The 19,073-nt window shown below is 47.0% G+C and carries 18 protein-coding genes and 1 rRNA gene; 4 read left to right on the forward strand and 15 right to left on the reverse strand.

The genetic code is table 11. The annotated features are described in order from the left end of the window. Positions 1–3: 3 nt before the first annotated feature. From gspL to gspC, 10 genes are read right to left on the reverse strand one after another with little or no spacing between them, the layout of a single operon-like run. Positions 4–1,236, reverse strand: a complete 1,233-nt coding sequence (gspL, locus tag ACVA6Q_RS21920; RefSeq protein WP_446648936.1) for a type II secretion system protein GspL — start codon at positions 1,234–1,236, stop codon at positions 4–6. Beyond that, positions 1,205–2,230: a type II secretion system minor pseudopilin GspK gene (gspK, locus tag ACVA6Q_RS21925; protein WP_353497354.1), complete on the reverse strand. Its 1,026-nt coding sequence runs from the start codon at positions 2,228–2,230 to the stop codon at positions 1,205–1,207. Before gspK ends, gspL begins: the two co-directional genes overlap by 32 nt. After that, the gene (gspJ, locus tag ACVA6Q_RS21930; protein ID WP_353497355.1) at positions 2,227–2,928 is read right to left on the reverse strand and encodes a type II secretion system minor pseudopilin GspJ; all 702 of its coding nucleotides are present in this window, start codon (positions 2,926–2,928) and stop codon (positions 2,227–2,229) included. Before gspJ ends, gspK begins: the two co-directional genes overlap by 4 nt. Then, positions 2,915–3,271 carry a type II secretion system minor pseudopilin GspI gene (gene gspI / locus ACVA6Q_RS21935; RefSeq protein ID WP_446648937.1) on the reverse strand — a complete coding sequence of 119 codons (357 nt, stop codon included), beginning with the start codon at positions 3,269–3,271 and terminating at the stop codon, positions 2,915–2,917. The genes gspJ and gspI overlap by 14 nt, the downstream gene beginning before the upstream one ends. Continuing rightward, positions 3,255–3,854, reverse strand: a complete 600-nt coding sequence (gspH, locus tag ACVA6Q_RS21940) for a type II secretion system minor pseudopilin GspH (RefSeq protein ID WP_446648945.1) — start codon at positions 3,852–3,854, stop codon at positions 3,255–3,257. Before gspH ends, gspI begins: the two co-directional genes overlap by 17 nt. Positions 3,855–3,909: 55 nt before the next feature. Continuing rightward, entirely contained in the window at positions 3,910–4,353 is a 444-nt protein-coding gene (gene gspG / locus ACVA6Q_RS21945; protein WP_112460935.1) for a type II secretion system major pseudopilin GspG, read from the reverse strand. A gap of 60 nt (positions 4,354–4,413) precedes the next feature. Further along, on the reverse strand, positions 4,414–5,646 hold the full coding sequence (gspF, locus tag ACVA6Q_RS21950) for a type II secretion system inner membrane protein GspF (protein ID WP_446648938.1): 1,233 nt from the start codon (positions 5,644–5,646) through the stop codon (positions 4,414–4,416). Then, complete coding sequence (gspE, locus tag ACVA6Q_RS21955) at positions 5,647–7,143, reverse strand: type II secretion system ATPase GspE (protein ID WP_353497357.1); 1,497 nt, start codon at positions 7,141–7,143, stop codon at positions 5,647–5,649. Continuing rightward, positions 7,143–9,167: a type II secretion system secretin GspD gene (gene gspD / locus ACVA6Q_RS21960; RefSeq protein ID WP_353497358.1), complete on the reverse strand. Its 2,025-nt coding sequence runs from the start codon at positions 9,165–9,167 to the stop codon at positions 7,143–7,145. The genes gspE and gspD overlap by 1 nt, the downstream gene beginning before the upstream one ends. Before the next feature lie 31 nt (positions 9,168–9,198). Then, positions 9,199–10,125 carry a type II secretion system protein GspC gene (gene gspC / locus ACVA6Q_RS21965; RefSeq protein WP_446648939.1) on the reverse strand — a complete coding sequence of 309 codons (927 nt, stop codon included), beginning with the start codon at positions 10,123–10,125 and terminating at the stop codon, positions 9,199–9,201. 248 nt (positions 10,126–10,373) lie between these two features. Between gspC and hslR the strand changes: the two genes are divergently transcribed. From hslR to ACVA6Q_RS21985, 4 genes are all read left to right on the forward strand, one after another. Further along, positions 10,374–10,760, forward strand: coding sequence for a ribosome-associated heat shock protein Hsp15 (gene hslR / locus ACVA6Q_RS21970; protein WP_353497359.1), 387 nt, complete (start codon positions 10,374–10,376; stop codon positions 10,758–10,760). A 15-nt stretch (positions 10,761–10,775) separates the two neighbouring features. Then, a complete protein-coding gene (gene hslO, locus ACVA6Q_RS21975; RefSeq protein WP_446648940.1) occupies positions 10,776–11,657 on the forward strand; it encodes an Hsp33 family molecular chaperone HslO in 882 nt (293 codons plus the stop codon). Positions 11,658–12,007: 350 nt separating this feature from the next. Then, positions 12,008–13,636 (forward strand): phosphoenolpyruvate carboxykinase (ATP), encoded by a 1,629-nt coding sequence (gene pckA / locus ACVA6Q_RS21980; protein WP_446648941.1) that lies wholly within the window; start codon positions 12,008–12,010, stop codon positions 13,634–13,636. Between the two features lie 110 nt (positions 13,637–13,746). Continuing rightward, the gene (locus ACVA6Q_RS21985; protein ID WP_446648942.1) at positions 13,747–15,639 is read left to right on the forward strand and encodes an AsmA family protein; all 1,893 of its coding nucleotides are present in this window, start codon (positions 13,747–13,749) and stop codon (positions 15,637–15,639) included. A 34-nt stretch (positions 15,640–15,673) separates the two neighbouring features. On the opposite strand, the gene ACVA6Q_RS21990 is transcribed toward ACVA6Q_RS21985, so the two are convergent. The 5 genes from ACVA6Q_RS21990 to rrf all read right to left on the reverse strand — a co-directional run. Then, the gene (locus tag ACVA6Q_RS21990; RefSeq protein WP_353497363.1) at positions 15,674–16,594 is read right to left on the reverse strand and encodes a bifunctional GNAT family N-acetyltransferase/hotdog fold thioesterase; all 921 of its coding nucleotides are present in this window, start codon (positions 16,592–16,594) and stop codon (positions 15,674–15,676) included. 38 nt (positions 16,595–16,632) lie between these two features. Further along, positions 16,633–17,067 carry a D-aminoacyl-tRNA deacylase gene (gene dtd / locus ACVA6Q_RS21995; RefSeq protein ID WP_353497364.1) on the reverse strand — a complete coding sequence of 145 codons (435 nt, stop codon included), beginning with the start codon at positions 17,065–17,067 and terminating at the stop codon, positions 16,633–16,635. Next, positions 17,039–17,974, reverse strand: a complete 936-nt coding sequence (locus ACVA6Q_RS22000; RefSeq protein WP_353497365.1) for a virulence factor BrkB family protein — start codon at positions 17,972–17,974, stop codon at positions 17,039–17,041. The genes dtd and ACVA6Q_RS22000 overlap by 29 nt, the downstream gene beginning before the upstream one ends. 6 nt (positions 17,975–17,980) lie before the next feature. Next, complete coding sequence (locus ACVA6Q_RS22005) at positions 17,981–18,550, reverse strand: AAA family ATPase (protein WP_446648943.1); 570 nt, start codon at positions 18,548–18,550, stop codon at positions 17,981–17,983. A gap of 443 nt (positions 18,551–18,993) precedes the next feature. Further along, positions 18,994–19,073 (reverse strand): 5S ribosomal RNA (gene rrf / locus ACVA6Q_RS22010); the annotation flags it as partial.

A 19,073-nucleotide genomic window follows, 5' to 3' on the forward strand; every position in this document is an offset into this window, starting at 1 on the left:
GCTCTACTTCTTCTTAAGTACAAAGTTACCCATGACCACCTCGCCGTTACGGTTAAGTGGCCCTTGGGATACTTCAAATTGCGTTTCTAACTTCACTCGCGCCGCCTCGAAACTGTCAAAGTCGCGACTGGTGACATTCATGCGAACTTCATTACGGTTACCATCGAAAGTAAAACTCTGCACTTGCATGCCATTCACTTGCCCTACCGTGTCAGGAAGTTTCGACAGCCACTCCAACACTGAGGCACTCGACAGGTCACTGCCTCCCAAGCTCTTCAGCTCATCATCCAGCTGGCGCTTAAGGTAGCTCACCGTAGGGATACGCTTTTTGTCTGGCAGAACCGCTCGGAAAATTCGTTCGCTTTCGGCTCGATAGGCCTCCGCTTGTGCCTCGTATTGATTCACCAGCACCACTTGCTGTGCGACTAATGCAACAATAAGCACTGAGGCCGCAATGGCGACTTTCTGCCAAACTTTCCAATGCCTTAAGAACGATGCTTTCGGCTTAAACTCACCGGTCATTAAGTTAGCACTCGCTTCTACGGTGCCTTTTGAAAGCAGAGCCATCGCAGGCTCTGGCGGCATGCTTTGCCAATCGATATGCAAAGATCGCTCAGCCAGCGACTTGGCAACCGGAGAGTAGCTCTCTATCACCACTTTGCTGTCATCGTCACTCGTCGATTGAACCAGGTAGTCGGAATCAATAACCGCATCCATCCAATCCTCATCGACAACGAGACCGCTTTGATTGCCCGTACGAAACAGCCACTGACCATCGAGAAGAATCGCGCTCACATGCTCTGTTTGCGGCAATGCCAAGACATCGGGGATCACTTTTTTGATTTCTATGCCTTGCTCTGCAAAGCGGTCAATGACATGCGTTAGGTATTGTCGATCCATTGCAGCAATAGAAGCGCGGCCACCTTGTTTACTGAAAATAGTAAAGTGCAGTTCATCGACATCTTGTGCGATGTCATCTTCGACAATAAACGGCAACATCGACTCAAACTGACGCGCGCCACCTGCTGGGATCTCGACATCAGCAAAGTGCACATCCTGTCCACTCAGCATCAGCAACGTCACGCGCTGCTGCGCATATTCTTTTATGTCAGCGAGCTGGTCGAGGTTATTAAGCTCTCCGCTGGCTATCACTTCTTGCTGACTAGTTGACCATACCGCCCAATGTATTTGGCTATCTGGTTGGCTATTCAGGCGAACGGTTAAGAACTCGCTCACTAAATCCTCCAAATCGACGACGAACGACCGTCACTTCCTGCCTATCTTGGCTATAAATCAGGCTGCGAAGACGCATCCGCGACTCTCCAACAACAACCTGAGTGTCCATTTCAAAATAGGCACTGTCTACAGCAAGGTACTGTTGCGCTTGCTGTTTAGTATTATCATCCACGCTGGCCATCTGCGACTCAGCGAGAAACTTATCAATTCCGGACCAACCATCAAATGGACGGTTCTCTATCATTTGTCTCGCATTTTCTAGCGAGAGATTCGGCGCAAACAACGCTGATAACAGTCCAGCCTGCTCTTCAACCAGCGTATTCACATTGAGGCGCCAATCACTTGTTGGCAACGCACATACAAGAGGGCTTATACTGAGCATCGCCTCACCGCTCATCTGATTAATCGCTCTAAGCTCTGAGCTATCAGCAATCAAACCATTGGCCGCCACATAGGCAGGAGAAAGCGATTCATAGTAGCTGTCTCCGACACCGGATACCGAGCGCACACTGGTCTCTTTATTGACAAACTCCCATGTGGAGTCCGCCACCTGCTCTGCTTGGTAGTTTTCGACTCCGCTTTCCTCGAGCAGCTTTTGGAAAAAGCGCACTAAAAATGGCTTGGTTGCGCTGTTTTGATTCGGCTGCACTGTCGATAAAGCATTAATATTAAAACAGGCCTGCATATCACGAATGTAGCCCGTCGCCTCACCATAATCGAGTGGATAAGTACGCTCTTCAATCGCCCAAGGCTGATTGAGGTTGACGCTGTCTTTATTGTCTTTGTAGCTCTCTTTTATCGCTACTGAAGCCAATGCTTCGACGCCAATCGCATACCAATAAGCTTGCTGATAATTCACCTGATTAGACGCGCGAGTAAATTGACTAAACAGACGCTCCGACATTGTGGCTGCAATAGATACCATAATGGCAAGTAACAGCAGAATCACAATCAAGGCGACCCCTTTTTGGGATTTAACCGTCACTCTTGTCATGAGTTACCGCCTTGGTTGTTGCCCTGGTTATTACCTTGGTTATTGCCACCCTCTGAGCCATTGTTGTTGCCACCAGATGTCGCATTGAGCGTACCCGCTGGGGTCAGATAAATACGGTTAATTTCATCAAAATCCTCAAAACGGATTTTTACTTCCACTGCAACCGGCAGTGTCATGTCAGTTTGCCATTCATTAGTCCAAGATTCGCCATTGTAAAAACGCATATCAAACGCTTCCACCTTGGTAAATATGGGGAGCACCACAGGAGGCTCGCCCACACTAGTATCCGGATAACGCCACCACAAACGCTCAAGCTTACCTTCTTGAAGGCGGTAGCCTATCTTAGCCACTTCACCTCGTGGGAATTGGTTTTGCGGGTTAAGCCAACCTAGACGAGCAAACAGTAAACCGCGCCCTTCAGACTCCAATAACCCTTCTTGCCACAGCATCAGACGAGACAAAGGCTCTTCCCCTTCATGACGGAACTGACGCAGCGCCAACTGCTTAAAGTCACTATCTAGATAAACAAAGCCACGCTGAATTTCTTGTAGTCGAGTGCTGCGCTCTAGAGAAAGCTCATTGCTGCGCTGCACCTGATTCACCACTTGATAGGCCGCTACGCTTAAGCTGGCAAAAATCGCAATGGCCACCAGAACTTCGATGAGGGTAAAGCCTTTAACACGGTTACTTGTCGACATAGCTTCTCACCGTCACTATCGGGCTCGCTTTCGCATCAGTGGCAACGCTCACATCCACCGCCGAGAGTAAGTTATCTGCCGTTTCAACCGGTTGAATGCTCCAATACCACTCGCGCCCCGCCAGTTTCTCTTTGCCTTTCTTAGCTTTAGGCTTTGCAGTGTCGAGCATAAGCTTAGCCATCTGATTGTCGACCACCATGCTGGCAAACGCCTTCTCTTCCAGATAGCCCAGAGTGTTAATATGCTGACTGACCGCTCGGATGATGGAGATGGCCGCCGTGGCAAATATCGCCAGCGCTATCAGCACCTCAAGCAGAGTCATGCCTCTAACGGTCTTTTTCATTCCAGTCTTTCACATCCATAAGCGCCAACTGCCCATTTTCTTTGACTTCGACGTACCAGGTTTGATCTTGCAATGCTCGATTCACCGGCGCGACAACAAATGCGCCTTCGGTAATCTCTCCGCTAGAGAGAATAAAGACTTGTGGTGGCTTTTCCGGCTTTTTCTCTTTTTCCACATCGGCAAACATGTCTTCATCGAACAAAGAGCCGGGCTCAAATAACCTGTCACTCTCGCCCCAGATACCCGTGCTTAAATCGAGTTTGATCGACAAGGTTTCTGGCAAGGTCGTCTCTTCTGGGATTTTACTGAGTGACACACGCTGCCACCCTTCAGAAGTCAATTCGAGAAACACGTATTGCTTTTTGGCTTCATCAACACGTATACCAAAGTCTTTGCCTGCCAACATCGCTTCTTCGTTGAACAGTTGTAGCCTTTGGTATAAACGCTGCGCTTGCTGTTTGGTGTCGTCACTTTGACTCTGAGGCAGGGTCGAAATCACCGCTACCGCACTGATAGAAAGCAGCACCAGTACCAGCATAATTTCGAGTAACGTAAAACCTAATTGACGACGTTTTGAGTGCAACAACATGGAGATTCACTTTGAACAAAGGAGAGGCGAACTGCCTCTCCTATCATGTTTACTGGAAGTCTTGAATATTCCAGTTACCGATATCAGCCGCAGGGCCTTCACCGCCCTCTTGGCCGTCAGCACCTAGGGTAAAGATGTCGATAGTGCCTTTATCACCTGGGCTTAGATATTGATATTCGTTGCCCCATGGATCAGCTGGTAGACGACGAATGTAACCACCATCGCGGTAGTTACGCGGCTCTGGGTTGGTTGGTTTGGTGACCAGCGCTTCTAGGCCTTGATCCGTCGTTGGATAAACACTGTTATCCAGTTTGTACATATCAAGCGCATTCTCCAAAGCAACGATATCCGTCACTGCTTTCTGTTGGTCTGCCTTCTCTTTGTTACCTAGCAAGTTAGGTACGACAAAGCTTGCCAAAATACCCAAAATAACAACCACTACCATTACCTCTAGCAAGGTAAAGCCGGATTGTTTTTTCATTGTTTTTTTCATCTCTAACTCCAAATAAACGCCCTCAATTTGAGGGCAATTCTAACCATCTGACTGATTGGATTAACCAGACATCAAATTGTTCATTTCCAAAATCGGCATTAGGGTCGCCATCACAATAAACAGTACTAAACCTGCCATTAAGGCGATCAGTGCTGGGGTGAAAATGCCAAGGGCAATGTTCACTGTCGATTCAAAGTTTTGGTCTTGGTTATCTGCCGCACGCGTCAGCATGCTCTCTAGCTCACCACTTTGCTCACCACTGGCGATCATGTGTAGCATCATAGGTGGGAATAACTTGGTTTGCTCGAGTGCTTTACGAAGGCTTGCCCCTTCTCGCACATTATCGGCCGCCGTGGACACTTGCTTCTTAGCAAAATGGTTGGTCATCACATCCACAGAGACTTTCATCCCTTCTAGGATAGGAATGGCACTCGAGGTACAAATCGCTAAGGTACGTGCAAAACGCGATGTATTCAGGCCTCGGGCAATCTTACCAATAAGAGGAAGCCCTAACACTTTGGTGTCCCAACTCATACGGATAGACGGCTTACGAAGTGCGACTTTGATTACATACAACGTCAGTGTAAAACCACCAAGCAGCAATAAGCCCCACTCTTGGATAAAGTCACTAGAAGAGAGCAAAAACTGTGTCGATGCTGGCAGCTCCTGCCCCATTTGGACAAACTGACCGACAATTTTGGGCACCACGGCTGCTAGCAAAAACGCCACAATGGATACCGCAAATACCACCAGCACGACTGGGTAAATCATCGCTTGTTGCAGCTTAGAGCGCATTTTCTGACGATTTTCAGCGTAATCCGCAAGACGCTCCAAAATAGAATCTAGGTGACCTGACTTTTCACCGGCTGCCACCATGGAGCGAAACAGCTCATCGAAGACATGTGAATAGTCAGCAAGACTGTCAGACAGCGTGTAACCTTCGGTGACTTTAGAGCGAATGGCCGCCAACATAGTGCGAATGCGTGGCTTTTCTGACTGCTCAGACACCGCTCGCAAACACTCTTCCAATGGCATGCCAGATTGAACTAGGGTAGATAACTGTCGCGTAATCAGTGCCAAATCAGGAGTACTTAAACCACGCTTAAACATCGGTGTTGCGTTGACGGTACCCGATGAATTTGACGATGCTTTGCCCTTGGCTTCAACAATATCAACCGGGATAAGGCCTTGCTCTTTTAGACGCTGGCGCGCTTGGCGAGCATTATCACCTTCTATCAACCCTTTGACTTGCTTACCTTTGGCATTGAGTGCCTTATATTCGAATGCCGCCACTTACGCTTCCTTAGTCACGCGCATGACTTCTTCAAGCGAGGTCACACCAAGTTTGACTTTATGGAAGCCATCATCACGGATACTTGGGGTATGAGAGCGCACGGCTTTTTCAATCGCCTGCTCACCCGCTTCATCATGGATCAGCGATTGAACCTTGTCATTGACCATCAGCAGCTCATGAATACCCGTTCGGCCGCGATACCCTTTATGATTACAACGTTCACAGCCAACCGCTTTGTGCAGCGTTAACGGCTCAGGCTCAGCTAAACCAAACAGTTGCTTAGTGGCTGCATCCGCCTCGTAAGGTTGTTTACAGTCATTACACAGGGTACGTACCAAGCGCTGTGCCAATACACCCAGCAGTGATGAGGAGATCAAAAATGGCTCAATACCCATATCACGCATACGTGTGATCGCACCTACTGCCGTATTGGTATGCAATGTCGACATAACCAAGTGACCGGTCAATGAAGCTTGAACGGCAATTTGTGCCGTTTCTAGGTCACGGATCTCACCCACCATCACCACATCGGGGTCTTGACGCAAGATAGCACGCAAGCCTCGAGCGAAAGTCATATCAACTTTAGGATTCACCTGAGTTTGACCGATGCCATCGATATCAAATTCAATCGGGTCTTCAACGGTGAGGATATTGCGCTCATTGCTGTTGATCTCTTGTAAGCCAGCATACAGCGTGGTCGACTTACCCGAGCCAGTTGGACCTGTGACCAAAATGATGCCGTGGGGACGGCCGATAAGATGTCTAAAGTTGACATGGTTATCTGCCGTCATACCTAAGCTGTGTAGATCAAGACGAGTGGCGTTTTTGTCTAATAGACGCATTACTACTCGCTCGCCGTGCGATGACGGCATCGTCGAAACACGCACATCCACTGCTCGGCCACCGATACGCAGCGAAATACGACCATCTTGTGGTACGCGTTTTTCAGCGATATCCAGCTTAGCCATAACCTTTACGCGCGAAACCAATAGCGGTGCCAATTTGCGGCTTGGTGCCAGAACGTCTCGCAGCACACCATCAATACGAAAACGGATCGACAGCACTTTCTCGAAGGTTTCGATATGGATATCAGATGCGCCTTCTTTGATCGCTTCGCCAAGCATGGCATTGATCAATTTAATGATTGGCGCATCATCATCGGACTCTAACAAGTCTTCATCTTGAGGCAGCTCTTCTGCCAGCGAGAAAAAGTCATCACTGTCCGCACCAATATCTTCCATCAGCTGTCTAGCTTCAGAGGAGTCACGCTGGTAAGCCTGGGTCAACTTGGCATCAAACTCGCTCGACGGCAGTGCATGCAAAGAAAACGGCTTTCGAAATACTCGCTTTACTTCCTGCAAGGCATTGAGCGCCAGCGGTTCTACATAATAGAGAATCGACTGCGACTCCTGCGCTTCAAACACTACTTTAAAGCGATTAGCAAAGCTAAACGGTAAGCGGTTAGCTAGCGGGCGATGCTCTGGGCTTTCCATCATTACTTCGCTTCCACTTGATCAATAAACGCTTGGATCTCTGATGGATAACGCGCCGTCTCATTAAATTCAGGCAATACAGGAATGAAGCCATCATCCATCAGCTTAAGACCTTTGTCCGCCTTGAACAGCTGCTCAGCGCGAATGTAGTTGTACTTACGCTGCGTAATACCGTCTGATGTCATGCCGTCGCGAATGATGGTTGGCTTAATGAAGACCATCAAATTCTTCTTCTCAACCGTGGTCGAGGTCGACGTAAACAAGCGACCAAGGTAAGGAATATCACCTAAGAACGGCACTTTCGATTCACTCTCTGCCGCACGCTCATCAATCAAGCCACCAAGCACCAGCATTTGGCCATCTTGGATCATGACTGAAGTATTGAGCTGACGCTTAGCGAAACGCACATCAACGGCACCGTTTGCACCTAGGACGTTAGAGACTTCTTGCTCAATGTTAAGCTGAACTGAGTTACCTTCGTTGATCTGTGGCACCACTTTTAGTTTGATACCAACCTCTTTACGATCAACGGTTTGGAATGGGTTGCTATTGTTTGAGCCCGCTGTCGACCCCGTCAGAACAGGGACTTCTTCACCGACGATAAACGAAGCTTCACCGTTATCCATTACGGTAATGCTTGGCGATGACAGAATGTTCGAATTTGACTGACTAGAAACCGCCGTGATGAGTGCTGTCCAGTCACCTAAGGCGATACCAACAGCTGCACCTTGTACACCGCTCAGTGCGCTTGCCAACTTACTAAAATCACCCGTCGTTGTCGTTTCAACGTTGTATGGGTTGCCATCAGCATCAACACGAGTTTCTGTGGTCTTCTTGTCTTTGGCTTCTTCCATACCAACCATCACGCTGCCGATAGACGCACCAGTGTTGCTAAACTGCACCACACTGCCGCCGTTGACCGAGCCCCACTGAACACCGAGGTTAGCACCATCTACGTCAGCCAGTTCAACAATTAGAGCTTCAATCAATACCTGCGCGCGGCGAATATCCAGCTGAGAAATCACCTCAAGTAGCGCCTTCATAATATCTGGCGGTGCGGTCAGTACTAGCGCATTGGTATCTTGGTGCGCGGCAATCATGACTTCACTGCGATTGGCTGTAGAGCCTGATTTTGTTCCTGCTTGTTTCTCTTTTTGCAGATTGTCCGACACGCCTTTTAGCACATCGACCAAATCTTCCGCTTTGGCATATTTTAGGTATTGAACACGGTTATTGCCTTTGGTGGCCATTTCGATGTCCAGTTGACCAATCAAACGGCGCAAGCGCTGGCGCACTTTAGGGTCGCCAGAAATAAGAATTGAGTTGGTACGCTCGTCCGCCACCAGCTTAGGCTGTAAGAATGCAGGGGTATTTTTGGCATCCGTGGTTTTATTTAGCGCGTCGACAATACGCACCATTTCTGCTGCGGACGCGTTTTTCAGCTCCACCACTTCCACTTCTTTATCACCGGCTTGGTCAACACGCTTGATAATTTCCGCTAAACGGTTCACCACAGCAGCGCGGCCTGTGATCAGAATGATATTCGCCGGGTCATAATGCACTACGTTACCTGCACCAGCGTTATCATTAAGCTGCCTTAGTAGTGGTGACAACTCACGTACCGAGACGTTTTTAACCGCAACCACACGAGTGACCACTGTATCGCCTACGGCAATATCAGTATCTCCCACAACCGGAATCGCGGATGTTTTGGCGTCTTTGGCTTTGATGACTTTTAGAATGCCGTTATCCATCTCAACCACCGCGAAGCCATACACTTCGAGAACGTTGAGGAAAAAGCTGTAATACTGCTCTTCATTCAGCACGTCATAACTTCGCACATCGACTTTACCGCGTACGGAAGGATCTACGATGATGGTTTTGTCGAGGTTACGCCCAACAATATTGATAAACTCATGAAGGTCAGTGCCTTTAAAACTGGCGCTAAATTCATTGGCTGATACCGCGGGTACCGCCATCAGGCTCCCCATCAATAACCAGGTACTTGTTTTAAGCCAACTTTTCACTTATTGCTCCCTTGTAATACGGTCGACATGACTAAAACTGAATGAAGATGTCATGTTGCTGTCCATCGCGTTCAACGATGAGGTTCAACTCGGTTAGGTCGGTGATGGATTGATAAATCTGCCCCATCGCAGCAGGGTCAGTTAGGTCAGCACCATTGAGTGCGATAGCGATATCGCCATTTTGTAAACCAACCGAATTGAACAGCTCAGGGTCGCGCCCTGGGCTTACTCGATAACCTGCTACCTTGCCATCACGCTTTACTTGAGAAAGCCTGACGTATTGGAATATTTGCTGTGGGTCTTGGGTAATGGTGCGACGGATCGCCGCTAACTTCTCTTCGGAGTCGATAGGATTGTTGCCAGCGATATTAGAAGCGGCGGCTTTCGGGCGCTGGTTCAACTCCAGCTTTTTATATTCTACCCCCTCAAGCATCACGGTTTCATCACGACCAGAGTTGGAAATGATAATCCGATCGATAAAAACTGCATTCACAGTCGCACGGGTACCATCAATCTGCTCACCGATGCCATAGGTACCTTGCTTACCTCGATGAGCAACCACCGCAAGGCTGCGCTCAGGGTTTGAGCTCACCACAGAACCAACGAGCACCACATTAAGGCGAGTCTTCGGAGCATCAGTCACCACTGGTGCTTGCACCACTTTTTGCTCTTTGCTGTAACGACCAAAGATATTGGCATTATTGATATCTGACGATTGCAACTTAGCCGTTTGCACATTATTCGTGGCAGTCACCGTCGTTGGTGCGACCCAGCGTGTTACGGAGTGCGATTGCGGAAACAACTGCCACAACAAAGCACCCGCGATCCAGCAGGAGATAACAAGTAACACTAAGGTGACAATAAGGCTAATTTGAGGCTGGTACTGCGTACAACGTCGTAACAATGAAGTCAAAGAGGCAGCGGTAATGCCATTCGCCGATATAGATATTCCTTTCACCCTTTTAACTTCCTGCTAGATAATGAACTTTCCGATATTTCACTATGTTATAAATCTCGAAGATATAAGCAACTTTTTGCTCTTTGCTAACCGACAGACTATAGCATATCTGGTGTGACAGTAATGCTATTGCAACTCCGGGGTTGAATTTTTTAGACCTAAGCACCATTTAGTACACCAATAGCAAGATAAATCTATCACTAGTTCAGTTTGGCTTACCAATACTGACTTAGAAAGTAGGATTGACAATGAGTTCCGAGAATAATTCCGTTCGTTTGGACAAATGGTTATGGGCTGCTCGCTTCTATAAAACCAGAAGTATCGCACGAAATATGGTCGACGGCGGCAAAGTCCACTACAATGGACAGCGCTCGAAGCCGAGCAAAATAGTGGAATTGGGAGCAGTAATCGCCCTGCGCCAAGGTAATGAAGAGAAAACCGTGGTCATTGAGCGAATCTCCGATCAACGTCGAGGTGCACCGGAAGCCCAGACTCTCTACAGCGAGACAACTGAGAGTATCGCCAAGCGAGAAGACAACGCGTTGAAAAGAAAACTGCACGCTCACAACCCAAGTCCAGAGCGTCGACCTGACAAGAAACAGCGTCGCGACATCATTAAATTTAAACACCAATAAGCTGGAGCTTCCTCAATGGCTAACAACATACTTAACCGCTACCTTTTTGAAGAACTGTCTGTGCGTGGCGAGCTCGTACAACTGGATACAGCTTATCAAGAAATTCTATCAAGCAAGGACTACCCAGCTCCGCTACAAAAGCTACTTGGTGACCTACTCGTGTCCACCAGCCTTTTAACTGCGACACTAAAGTTTGAAGGCTCTATTACTATGCAGCTTCAAGGTGACGGTCCGGTATCACTTGCTGTCATTAATGGTGACCACAACCAAAAGCTTCGCGGTGTAGCGCGTTGGGAAGGTGACATTGCCGACGATGCCAACATCCATGACATGATGGGTAAAGGCTACCTAGTGATCACCATCACTCCAGATAAGGGCGAGCGCTACCAAGGTGTCGTTGGCCTAGAGGGTGACACTCTTGCTGAAGTTCTTGAAGGTTACTTCGAACGTTCTGAGCAGCTAAAAACACGCTTGTGGATCCGCTCAGGTGAGTTTGACGGTAAACCACATGCGGCAGGTATGATGCTTCAGGTGATGCCTGATGGTACAGGTTCAGCAGAAGACTTCGAACATCTAGAGCAACTGACCAATACCGTAAAAGACGAAGAATTGTTTGGCTTAGAAGCCAACTCGCTACTTTATCGTTTGTACAACCAAGACAAAGTACAAGTATTCGAGCCGAAACAGGTTGAGTTTTTCTGTGGCTGTTCACGTGAGCGAAGCGCGGGTGCTATTTCAACGGTGGCACAAGAAGAGATCATGGATATTCTTGCACAAGATGGCGAGGTAGCGCTTCACTGTGATTACTGTGGTACCACGTACGCTTTTGACGAACCAGAAATCAAAGCGATTTTTGCGGACGCTCAATCCGCACCAGGTGATAGCACCGTGCACTAAAATCTGAACGTGTTCAGCCCAAAAAGCCAGTTCGTTAACGAACTGGCTTTTTTTGTTCGTTTTTTTTAACAATGTTGCAAAAAACATGAACAGAACATCTAACTAGAGGTGGTTTTAATGTGTTACATTTGATCTAGCGCAAAGGTTTGCTTTGAGGAGAAATCACCTAAATTCAATATGTGACAAAACACTTAAAACCATCAATAACTGATGACTAATTTTTGAACTACCTCCCTGTTTTCTCGGATATCCATTGCTAGCATGGAGTTCAAAATAAAAAACAAAATAACAACTAAACAATTATTACTACAATTTTAAAATCCCTACAAAAAATCCAATAAGGAGCACCTATGACCGTTATGGACATTAACAAGGCTGCACAAATCGATCTAACCAAGTACGGAATCACTGGCGTAACTGACATCGTTCGCAACCCAAGCTACGAACAGTTATTTGAAGAGGAAACTCGCGAAGGTCTAGAAGGCTACGAGAAAGGCGTAGTTACTGAGCTTGGCGCCGTTGCTGTAGATACGGGAATCTTTACTGGACGCTCTCCAAAAGACAAATTTATCGTTAAAGACGCTACAACTGAAGAAAACATGTGGTGGACTAACGATAAGGTTAAAAATGACAACAAACCTATGTCCCAAGAGGCATGGAACGACCTTAAAACTCTAGTTACTGGTCAACTATCCAATAAACGTTTATTTGTGATCGACGGATTCTGCGGCACCAACCCAGATACTCGTCTATGCATTCGTATTATCACTGAAGTAGCGTGGCAAGCGCACTTCGTTAAAAACATGTTCATTCGTCCAACAGAAGAAGAGCTTGCAACCTTCGAGCCTGATTTCGTTGTTATGAATGGTGCTAAATGCACCAACCAGAAATGGGAAGAGCACGGTCTTAACTCTGAAAACTTCACTGTCTTCAACCTAACAGAAAGAATGCAGCTTATCGGTGGTACTTGGTACGGCGGCGAAATGAAGAAAGGTATGTTCGCGATGATGAACTACTTCTTACCACTTCGTGATATTGCTTCTATGCACTGTTCTGCAAACATGGGTGAAGAAGGTGATGTTGCAGTCTTCTTCGGTCTCTCTGGTACGGGTAAAACCACACTATCAACCGATCCTAAACGCGCGCTAATCGGTGACGATGAGCACGGCTGGGATGATGACGGTATCTTCAACTACGAAGGTGGCTGCTACGCGAAGACTATCAACCTATCGAAAGAAGCGGAGCCAGACATCTACAATGCGATCCGCAGAGATGCGCTACTAGAGAACGTGACTGTTCGCAATGATGGCTCTATCGACTTTGATGATGGTTCGAAAACAGAAAATACTCGTGTTTCGTACCCACTTCACCACATTGACAATATTGTGAAGCCAGTATCAAAAGGCGGTCACGCGAATAAAGTGATCTTCCTATCTGCTGATGCGTTCGGTGTTCTACCACCAGTATCTAAGCTAACACCAGAGCAAACTAAGTACCACTTCCTATCAGGCTTTACGGCTAAGCTAGCTGGTACCGAGCGTGGTATCACAGAGCCAACGCCAACCTTCTCTGCGTGTTTTGGTGCCGCGTTCCTAACGCTACACCCAACTAAGTATGCTGAAGTACTGGTTAAACGTATGGAAGCTGCTGGCGCTGAAGCTTACCTAGTTAACACCGGTTGGAACGGTACGGGTAAACGTATCTCTATCCAAGATACTCGCGGCATTATCGATGCGATCCTTGATGGCTCTATCGAAAAAGCGGAAACCACGAATATCCCTGTGTTCAACTTAGAAGTACCAACTTCGCTTCCAGGTGTGGATCCATCGATCTTAGATCCTCGTGAAACCTATGTTGACCCTCTACAGTGGGAAAGCAAAGCGGAAGATCTTGCTAAGCGTTTCATCGCGAACTTTGACAAGTATACCGACAACGCAGAAGGCCAAGCATTGGTTGCGGCAGGCCCACAGCTAGACTAATAAATTAGATAGAAATCCAACTTTTTAACCCCAGCCCCTCATTTAGAGGGGCTTTTTTCATCTATACACGCTAAATTATTGTTTATGTTGAACGATTAGGCTTTGTCACTTTGGTAAGAAAGATTGTTGCACTGTTAGTTGCACTCATGGCACTGGGTCTGCTTTCCATTTTGTTGGTATTTGGTGTGTTGCATACTCAATACGCAAAGCCAGTGGTGAGCTACGCACTAGAGAAAGTACTTGATATCCATGTCACTAGTGAAGCCTTTCACTATCACTACCCTAATCAGATCACGTTTGAAAACGCTCGATTCGAGATTGCGGAGCAGCCACCAGTCGAAGTCGCGAAGCTCTCTGTTTGGCTGGCAGGTAATTTATCGACCAAGCAACCCCTCACTGTTCAAGAATTGTTGATTGATGGCACGACCCTTAATGGCAGAGACCCATTACCTTTAGAACTGATTGAGCGCTGGCAGATCGAAAACCTGGCGATTGATCATTTAGATTACAGTGATAATGAACTGATCATCAACGATCTGCGCCTGCAAGTTAAAGGGCTTGTCGCTGGTGACTCACTCATGTCATCTCAAGGCGAAGTCCAACTAGAGGCTTCTCAGCTCAATTATCAAGGCTCTGCGCTGCACGATGTATTACTTGACGGCGTGTTTGCGAGAGATAACAGCAAGCTGTACGGCGTTTCCTTCACATGGAGCGGCGCAAGTATCTCTACACAAGCGCAGAAACTCGAACGCGGATGGTCATTGGTTAACACCACCATCAATCGCTTAATCCTTGAGCAAACTCATCTTGATGACCCTTGGTTTTCTTTGTTTCAGAAGTATGTTAATCACATCAACAGCCTAGATATTCTTAACTCATCGCTAAGTTATAACGGCAGTAAGATCAGCAACATCAACGCCTCTGTTGAGGGAATAGAGCTCGATAAACCGCTATGGTCTCAGCAGCAAGCTTATCTCTCCATCGATGCAGATCAAGTTGTCTGGCAAGGGTTTGAGTTTATCGAGCCGACGATAGAACTCTATGCCAGCAAAGATAAGATCCAAATAGCCGACTTAGATACACGGCTTGAGCAAGGGCGCGTACAAGTGTCGGGAGAACTCACCCCCAACACAGTTAAGCTGGATAAGATTAATATTGATGGCATCAAGTTTATCCAAGAGTCTGGTGATGCCTCTTTACTGACTCTGTTTAATGATATCAACGCCGATGATATCAAGACGATCACTATTGATAATGCGACCTTCAATCGCTCTCAGTGGATTCAACTGGCCAACAAGCCATTTTGGCAAGTCACTGGGTTCAATATGGAGGCCAATGACCTCATCCTTAAAAAGGACTATCAGTGGGGGTTGTGGCAAGGAAAAGCAACGGCATCTGCCAATAGCGCAAGTATCGACAAAGTACTCGCCAATCAAATCATTATTGAAACCGAGAGCAAGCAGGGTAAATGGCAGTTAAATCGCTTATTTATTCCATTTGACCAAGGCTATCTGACAGCCAATGCTGAGCTCGACTTTACTGCGCCAAGCCAACCACTCAAAGTTAGTGTTAACGCTTTCTCACTGCCTGTACAGCTTACCCAGTACCTAAGTAGCCCTGCTGCGCTAGGATTCACCGGTGCAGCCGATGTCGAGCTAGAGATGAGCGCTTTGATTGCTGATAAACACGCTTTCTCTCAAACAGTGTCTGGAGCGCTCAACGCAAGCTTCTACAATACTACAGCCGTTACAGAACATTCGCAGACGCCGTTTTCAGTCGATATTACACCGCTGAAATTAACCGCAGATAGAGGGAGAGTGGAGTTGGTACCATTTAAGATCTCTAGCGAAAACCTTAACGGTGAAGCGAAGCAGAATATTGATTTGAGCTCACAGCCCCTAGAAGCTCTCAGCATAGAGCTAATCGAGTCCTGTGAGAGCACTTATAAACTACACATGCTCACTGGCGAAATCACCGCAACATCAATAGAGAGCTGCCAATAAAAGTAGCCCCCACCATGAGATGAGGGCTAATCTGTTAACTCGACAGTAGCTTGTCGTGATAATTAGGTAACAGCATGTAGGTACCAACAAACTCGACCGCTGGTGTATCACCACTATAGATGGTCACGTTGATCACGATTCGTGCTTTCTTACCTGCGGCAAGTCTGTCCAAATCACCACTAATGCCATCTAATGATGTGACAGATACTGGGCTGGACTCCACGGGATGTCGATAGCGAATTCGACTATCTGCCAGCACGATATCCGCTACCAAACCACGTTCGCGCATCAGTAACCAAGTCATGCCCCAACCCGTTAACGTTGCCAACGTAAACGCTGAGCCAGCAAACATCGTATTGTGTGGGTTGAGGTTAGGATTCAACTGCGCACTGCATTCAAAGCGATAGCCAGTGTACTGGTTAATCTTGATACCCATCTTGTCACTAATAGGTATCTGCTGCTCCCAGCGCTCTTGTAGCTCTGCACACCATTCAGGTCTGCGAAGGACTTTGGCTAAAGGATCGAGCGGTTTCACCATTTGTTGGTGACGAACCGGCCCTTTTTGGTCATTAAGCTCACCCTGGCTGTTAAAGCCATTTTTCTCATAGAAAGAGATTGCATCTTCTCGGGCATTACATACCAAGCGCTTAACGCCTTCTTGACGAGCAAAGGACTCGAGTGCAACCAGCACTAATGACCCCATGCCTTTGTCACGACGACTACTCTTTACCGCCATGTAGCGGATTTGGCCTTCATTATCAGGCGTAATATACAAGCGTCCAATCGCCATGGGTCTTCCTCGCCCATCGACAATCATGCGGTGATGACTCATTTCGTCATACTCATCACGCTCAGATCCTACCGGCAGTCGCCACGGCTCACGCAACATCTGCCATCGAAAATGATAGTACTTACTGAGCTGATTTTCTGTCTTAGGAGTAATGAGTTTAAACATAGATATCCTTTCGCATGTAAACTTAACGCGTTACTCGTTTATACCTGCAACCAGAACGTCACAGGACCATCGTTAATGAGTGATACTTTCATATCAGCTGCAAACTGGCCGCGTTCTGTTGGTAATACCTGCTGACAATGGTCAGCAAAATAGTCATAGAGACGCTCAGCATCCGCCGGATGTGCGCCTTTAGAAAAGCCCGCTCGAGTCCCTTTCTTGGTATCCGCTGGTAGCGTAAATTGTGAAACCACAAGAACGCTGCCATCCACATCCTTGACGTTTAGATTCATTTTGCCGGCTTCATCTTCAAAAACACGGTAGGTAGTGACGCGCTCAACCAAGCGCTTTGCTTTGGCTTCATCATCGTCCTTTTCAACACCTAATAAGACCAACAGACCTTTACCGATTTCGCCGACCGTTTTTCCGTCAACCTTAACAGCAGACTCACTCACTCTTTGTATCAGTGCTATCACGCGGTTGTTCCTTTTGGGTCAATTGCTTCTTTTCGGCTGTCGATTGTATCACGGGGCTTTTCAGTCGCCAGTGTTCTTTCTCTCCTAGTGCTGCTGTGAACTCGGCACCAATCAAAACGATAAACCAGCACAAATAGATCCAGAGAAAGAGGATTGGAATGGCCGCTAGCGCCCCATAAATCAACTGATAAGAAGGGAACTGAGTTATGTAGTACGCGAAACCTTTCTTACTCACCTCAAACAACAATGTCGCTACGGCAGCGCCGATAATGGCATGGCTCAAATAGACTTTCTTATTAGGAACGAGAACATAAAGCCCAGTGAAAGCTAACAGTGCAAGAAAAGCGGGCAACCAGCCTAAAAAGAAACTAAATGCACCACTGAGTAGCTCATGCTCCAAGATCTTTAATGACGTGAGGTATGAGGTTCCTACAATACTGGCACCAACCAAAATTGGACCTAGAGTCAATATCATCCAATACATAGAGAAGGAAAACACCGGACGTCGCTTTACTTTGACTCGCCAGATGTAGTTGAGATTGTTATCGATATTGGAGATGAGCATCAAGGCAGCAACAAACAAAAAACCACTACCAATTGCTGTCATTCGACCTGTATTAGCGACAAACTCAGTGAGAGCTGTATAAACAGCATCACCAGCTGCGGGTACAAAATGTTGAATGATGAAGTTTTGTAGCACTTCACCAACATTGGCAAATATTGAAAACGAGGACAACACTGACAGCAGAACCGTCAACATAGGCACGATAGAGAGTAACGTAATATACGTTAGATAGCCCGCGTTGACATTCACTCGGTCATGAGACATGCGCTGAACCAAGTAGCGAACAAAGCACAGTAAGTTAGAAACAGGTTCTATGAGGTGACGAGGCAATTTGTCGTGCATTGTTCCTTAGCTCTCCATGCTAATAGTGGTTGCTGTATGAGTTTGACACAGTTCAACAACAAACTCGACCCGCTGTTGTACAGTCATTAACGGGATCTCAATAACTTGAAATCCTAGCCCTTGATACTGCATACGCAACGCTTGATGAATCGACAGTGCTTCCTCAAATGGATAAGGACGTACCTCATCTTGCACATAAGTCTCACGCGTTGGTTTACAGAATAAGACAGTCTGCTGATATTCTTTGTTAGCCTCGCTGAAGATATTGTCTGATACAGACAGGTTTCCAAATTCCAAATAAGCACACACATCAGGAATAGCCCGGTCGAGAAAGCTAAGCTGCTTTGATTGTTGAGCAAGATCTCTTTGAATAACCATTTCCTGGAAACACATTTCAGCAAAGCGTCCAAGTTGCGTCCACGGCAATACACCATCATTGAGTCTAGATTGTTGTTCTATGAGCAGCCTAGGAACCTCAGGAAATACCTGAAAACCCAATTCACCAATTGCTTCTAGTAATGTGGTTTTCCCAGATCCCGGCCCACCCGAGATAATAAATGGAAATTGTAAGCTCATAATAGATAACTAGTTTAGAAACATGATTAAAGTGTAACTGAATCAGTAGCAAAATCATGCTAATAGTATTAAATAGAAGGGCTAGGAAACTTGATCGTGGTATTAATGTAATATTGATACACATACCGTAGATACGAAAACGCCCCAGCTTATGCTGAGGCGCGAAATTAAAGCTTGGCGATGTCCTACTCTTACATGGGCGGTGCGGCGATCCGCAAGACACACTCAACCTTTCTAATACAAGTATCAAATCTACTAAACGCCAGATACGAAAACGCCCCAGCTTATGCTGAGGCGTGAAAATTAAAGTCTGCCGATGTCCTACTCTCACTTGGGCGGTGCGGCGATCCGCAAGACACACTCTACCTTTCTAATACAAGTATCAAATCTACTAGACGCCAGATACGAAAACGCCCCAGCTTATGCTGAGGCGTGAAATTAAAGCTTGGCGATGTCCTACTCTCACATGGGGAAGCCCCACACTACCATCGGCGCTATTGCGTTTCACTTCTGAGTTCGGCAT

This window comes from Vibrio sp. DNB22_10_4 (assembly GCF_052879755.1).

What these genes read in the sequence shown, in the direction of transcription:
- gspI (WP_446648937.1), bottom strand. Translation starts at nt 3,271, where the DNA reads ATGAAAAAGACCGTTAGAGGCATGACTCTGCTTGAGGTGCTGATAGCG.
- ACVA6Q_RS22005 (WP_446648943.1), bottom strand. Translation starts at nt 18,550, where the DNA reads ATGAGCTTACAATTTCCATTTATTATCTCGGGTGGGCCGGGATCTGGG.
- ACVA6Q_RS21990 (WP_353497363.1), bottom strand. Translation starts at nt 16,594, where the DNA reads ATGTTTAAACTCATTACTCCTAAGACAGAAAATCAGCTCAGTAAGTAC.
- gspK (WP_353497354.1), bottom strand. Translation starts at nt 2,230, where the DNA reads ATGACAAGAGTGACGGTTAAATCCCAAAAAGGGGTCGCCTTGATTGTG.
- gspE (WP_353497357.1), bottom strand. Translation starts at nt 7,143, where the DNA reads ATGATGGAAAGCCCAGAGCATCGCCCGCTAGCTAACCGCTTACCGTTT.
- gspG (WP_112460935.1), bottom strand. Translation starts at nt 4,353, where the DNA reads ATGAAAAAAACAATGAAAAAACAATCCGGCTTTACCTTGCTAGAGGTA.
- hslO (WP_446648940.1), top strand. Translation starts at nt 10,776, where the DNA reads ATGGCTAACAACATACTTAACCGCTACCTTTTTGAAGAACTGTCTGTG.
- gspJ (WP_353497355.1), bottom strand. Translation starts at nt 2,928, where the DNA reads ATGTCGACAAGTAACCGTGTTAAAGGCTTTACCCTCATCGAAGTTCTG.
- pckA (WP_446648941.1), top strand. Translation starts at nt 12,008, where the DNA reads ATGACCGTTATGGACATTAACAAGGCTGCACAAATCGATCTAACCAAG.
- hslR (WP_353497359.1), top strand. Translation starts at nt 10,374, where the DNA reads ATGAGTTCCGAGAATAATTCCGTTCGTTTGGACAAATGGTTATGGGCT.
- ACVA6Q_RS22000 (WP_353497365.1), bottom strand. Translation starts at nt 17,974, where the DNA reads ATGCACGACAAATTGCCTCGTCACCTCATAGAACCTGTTTCTAACTTA.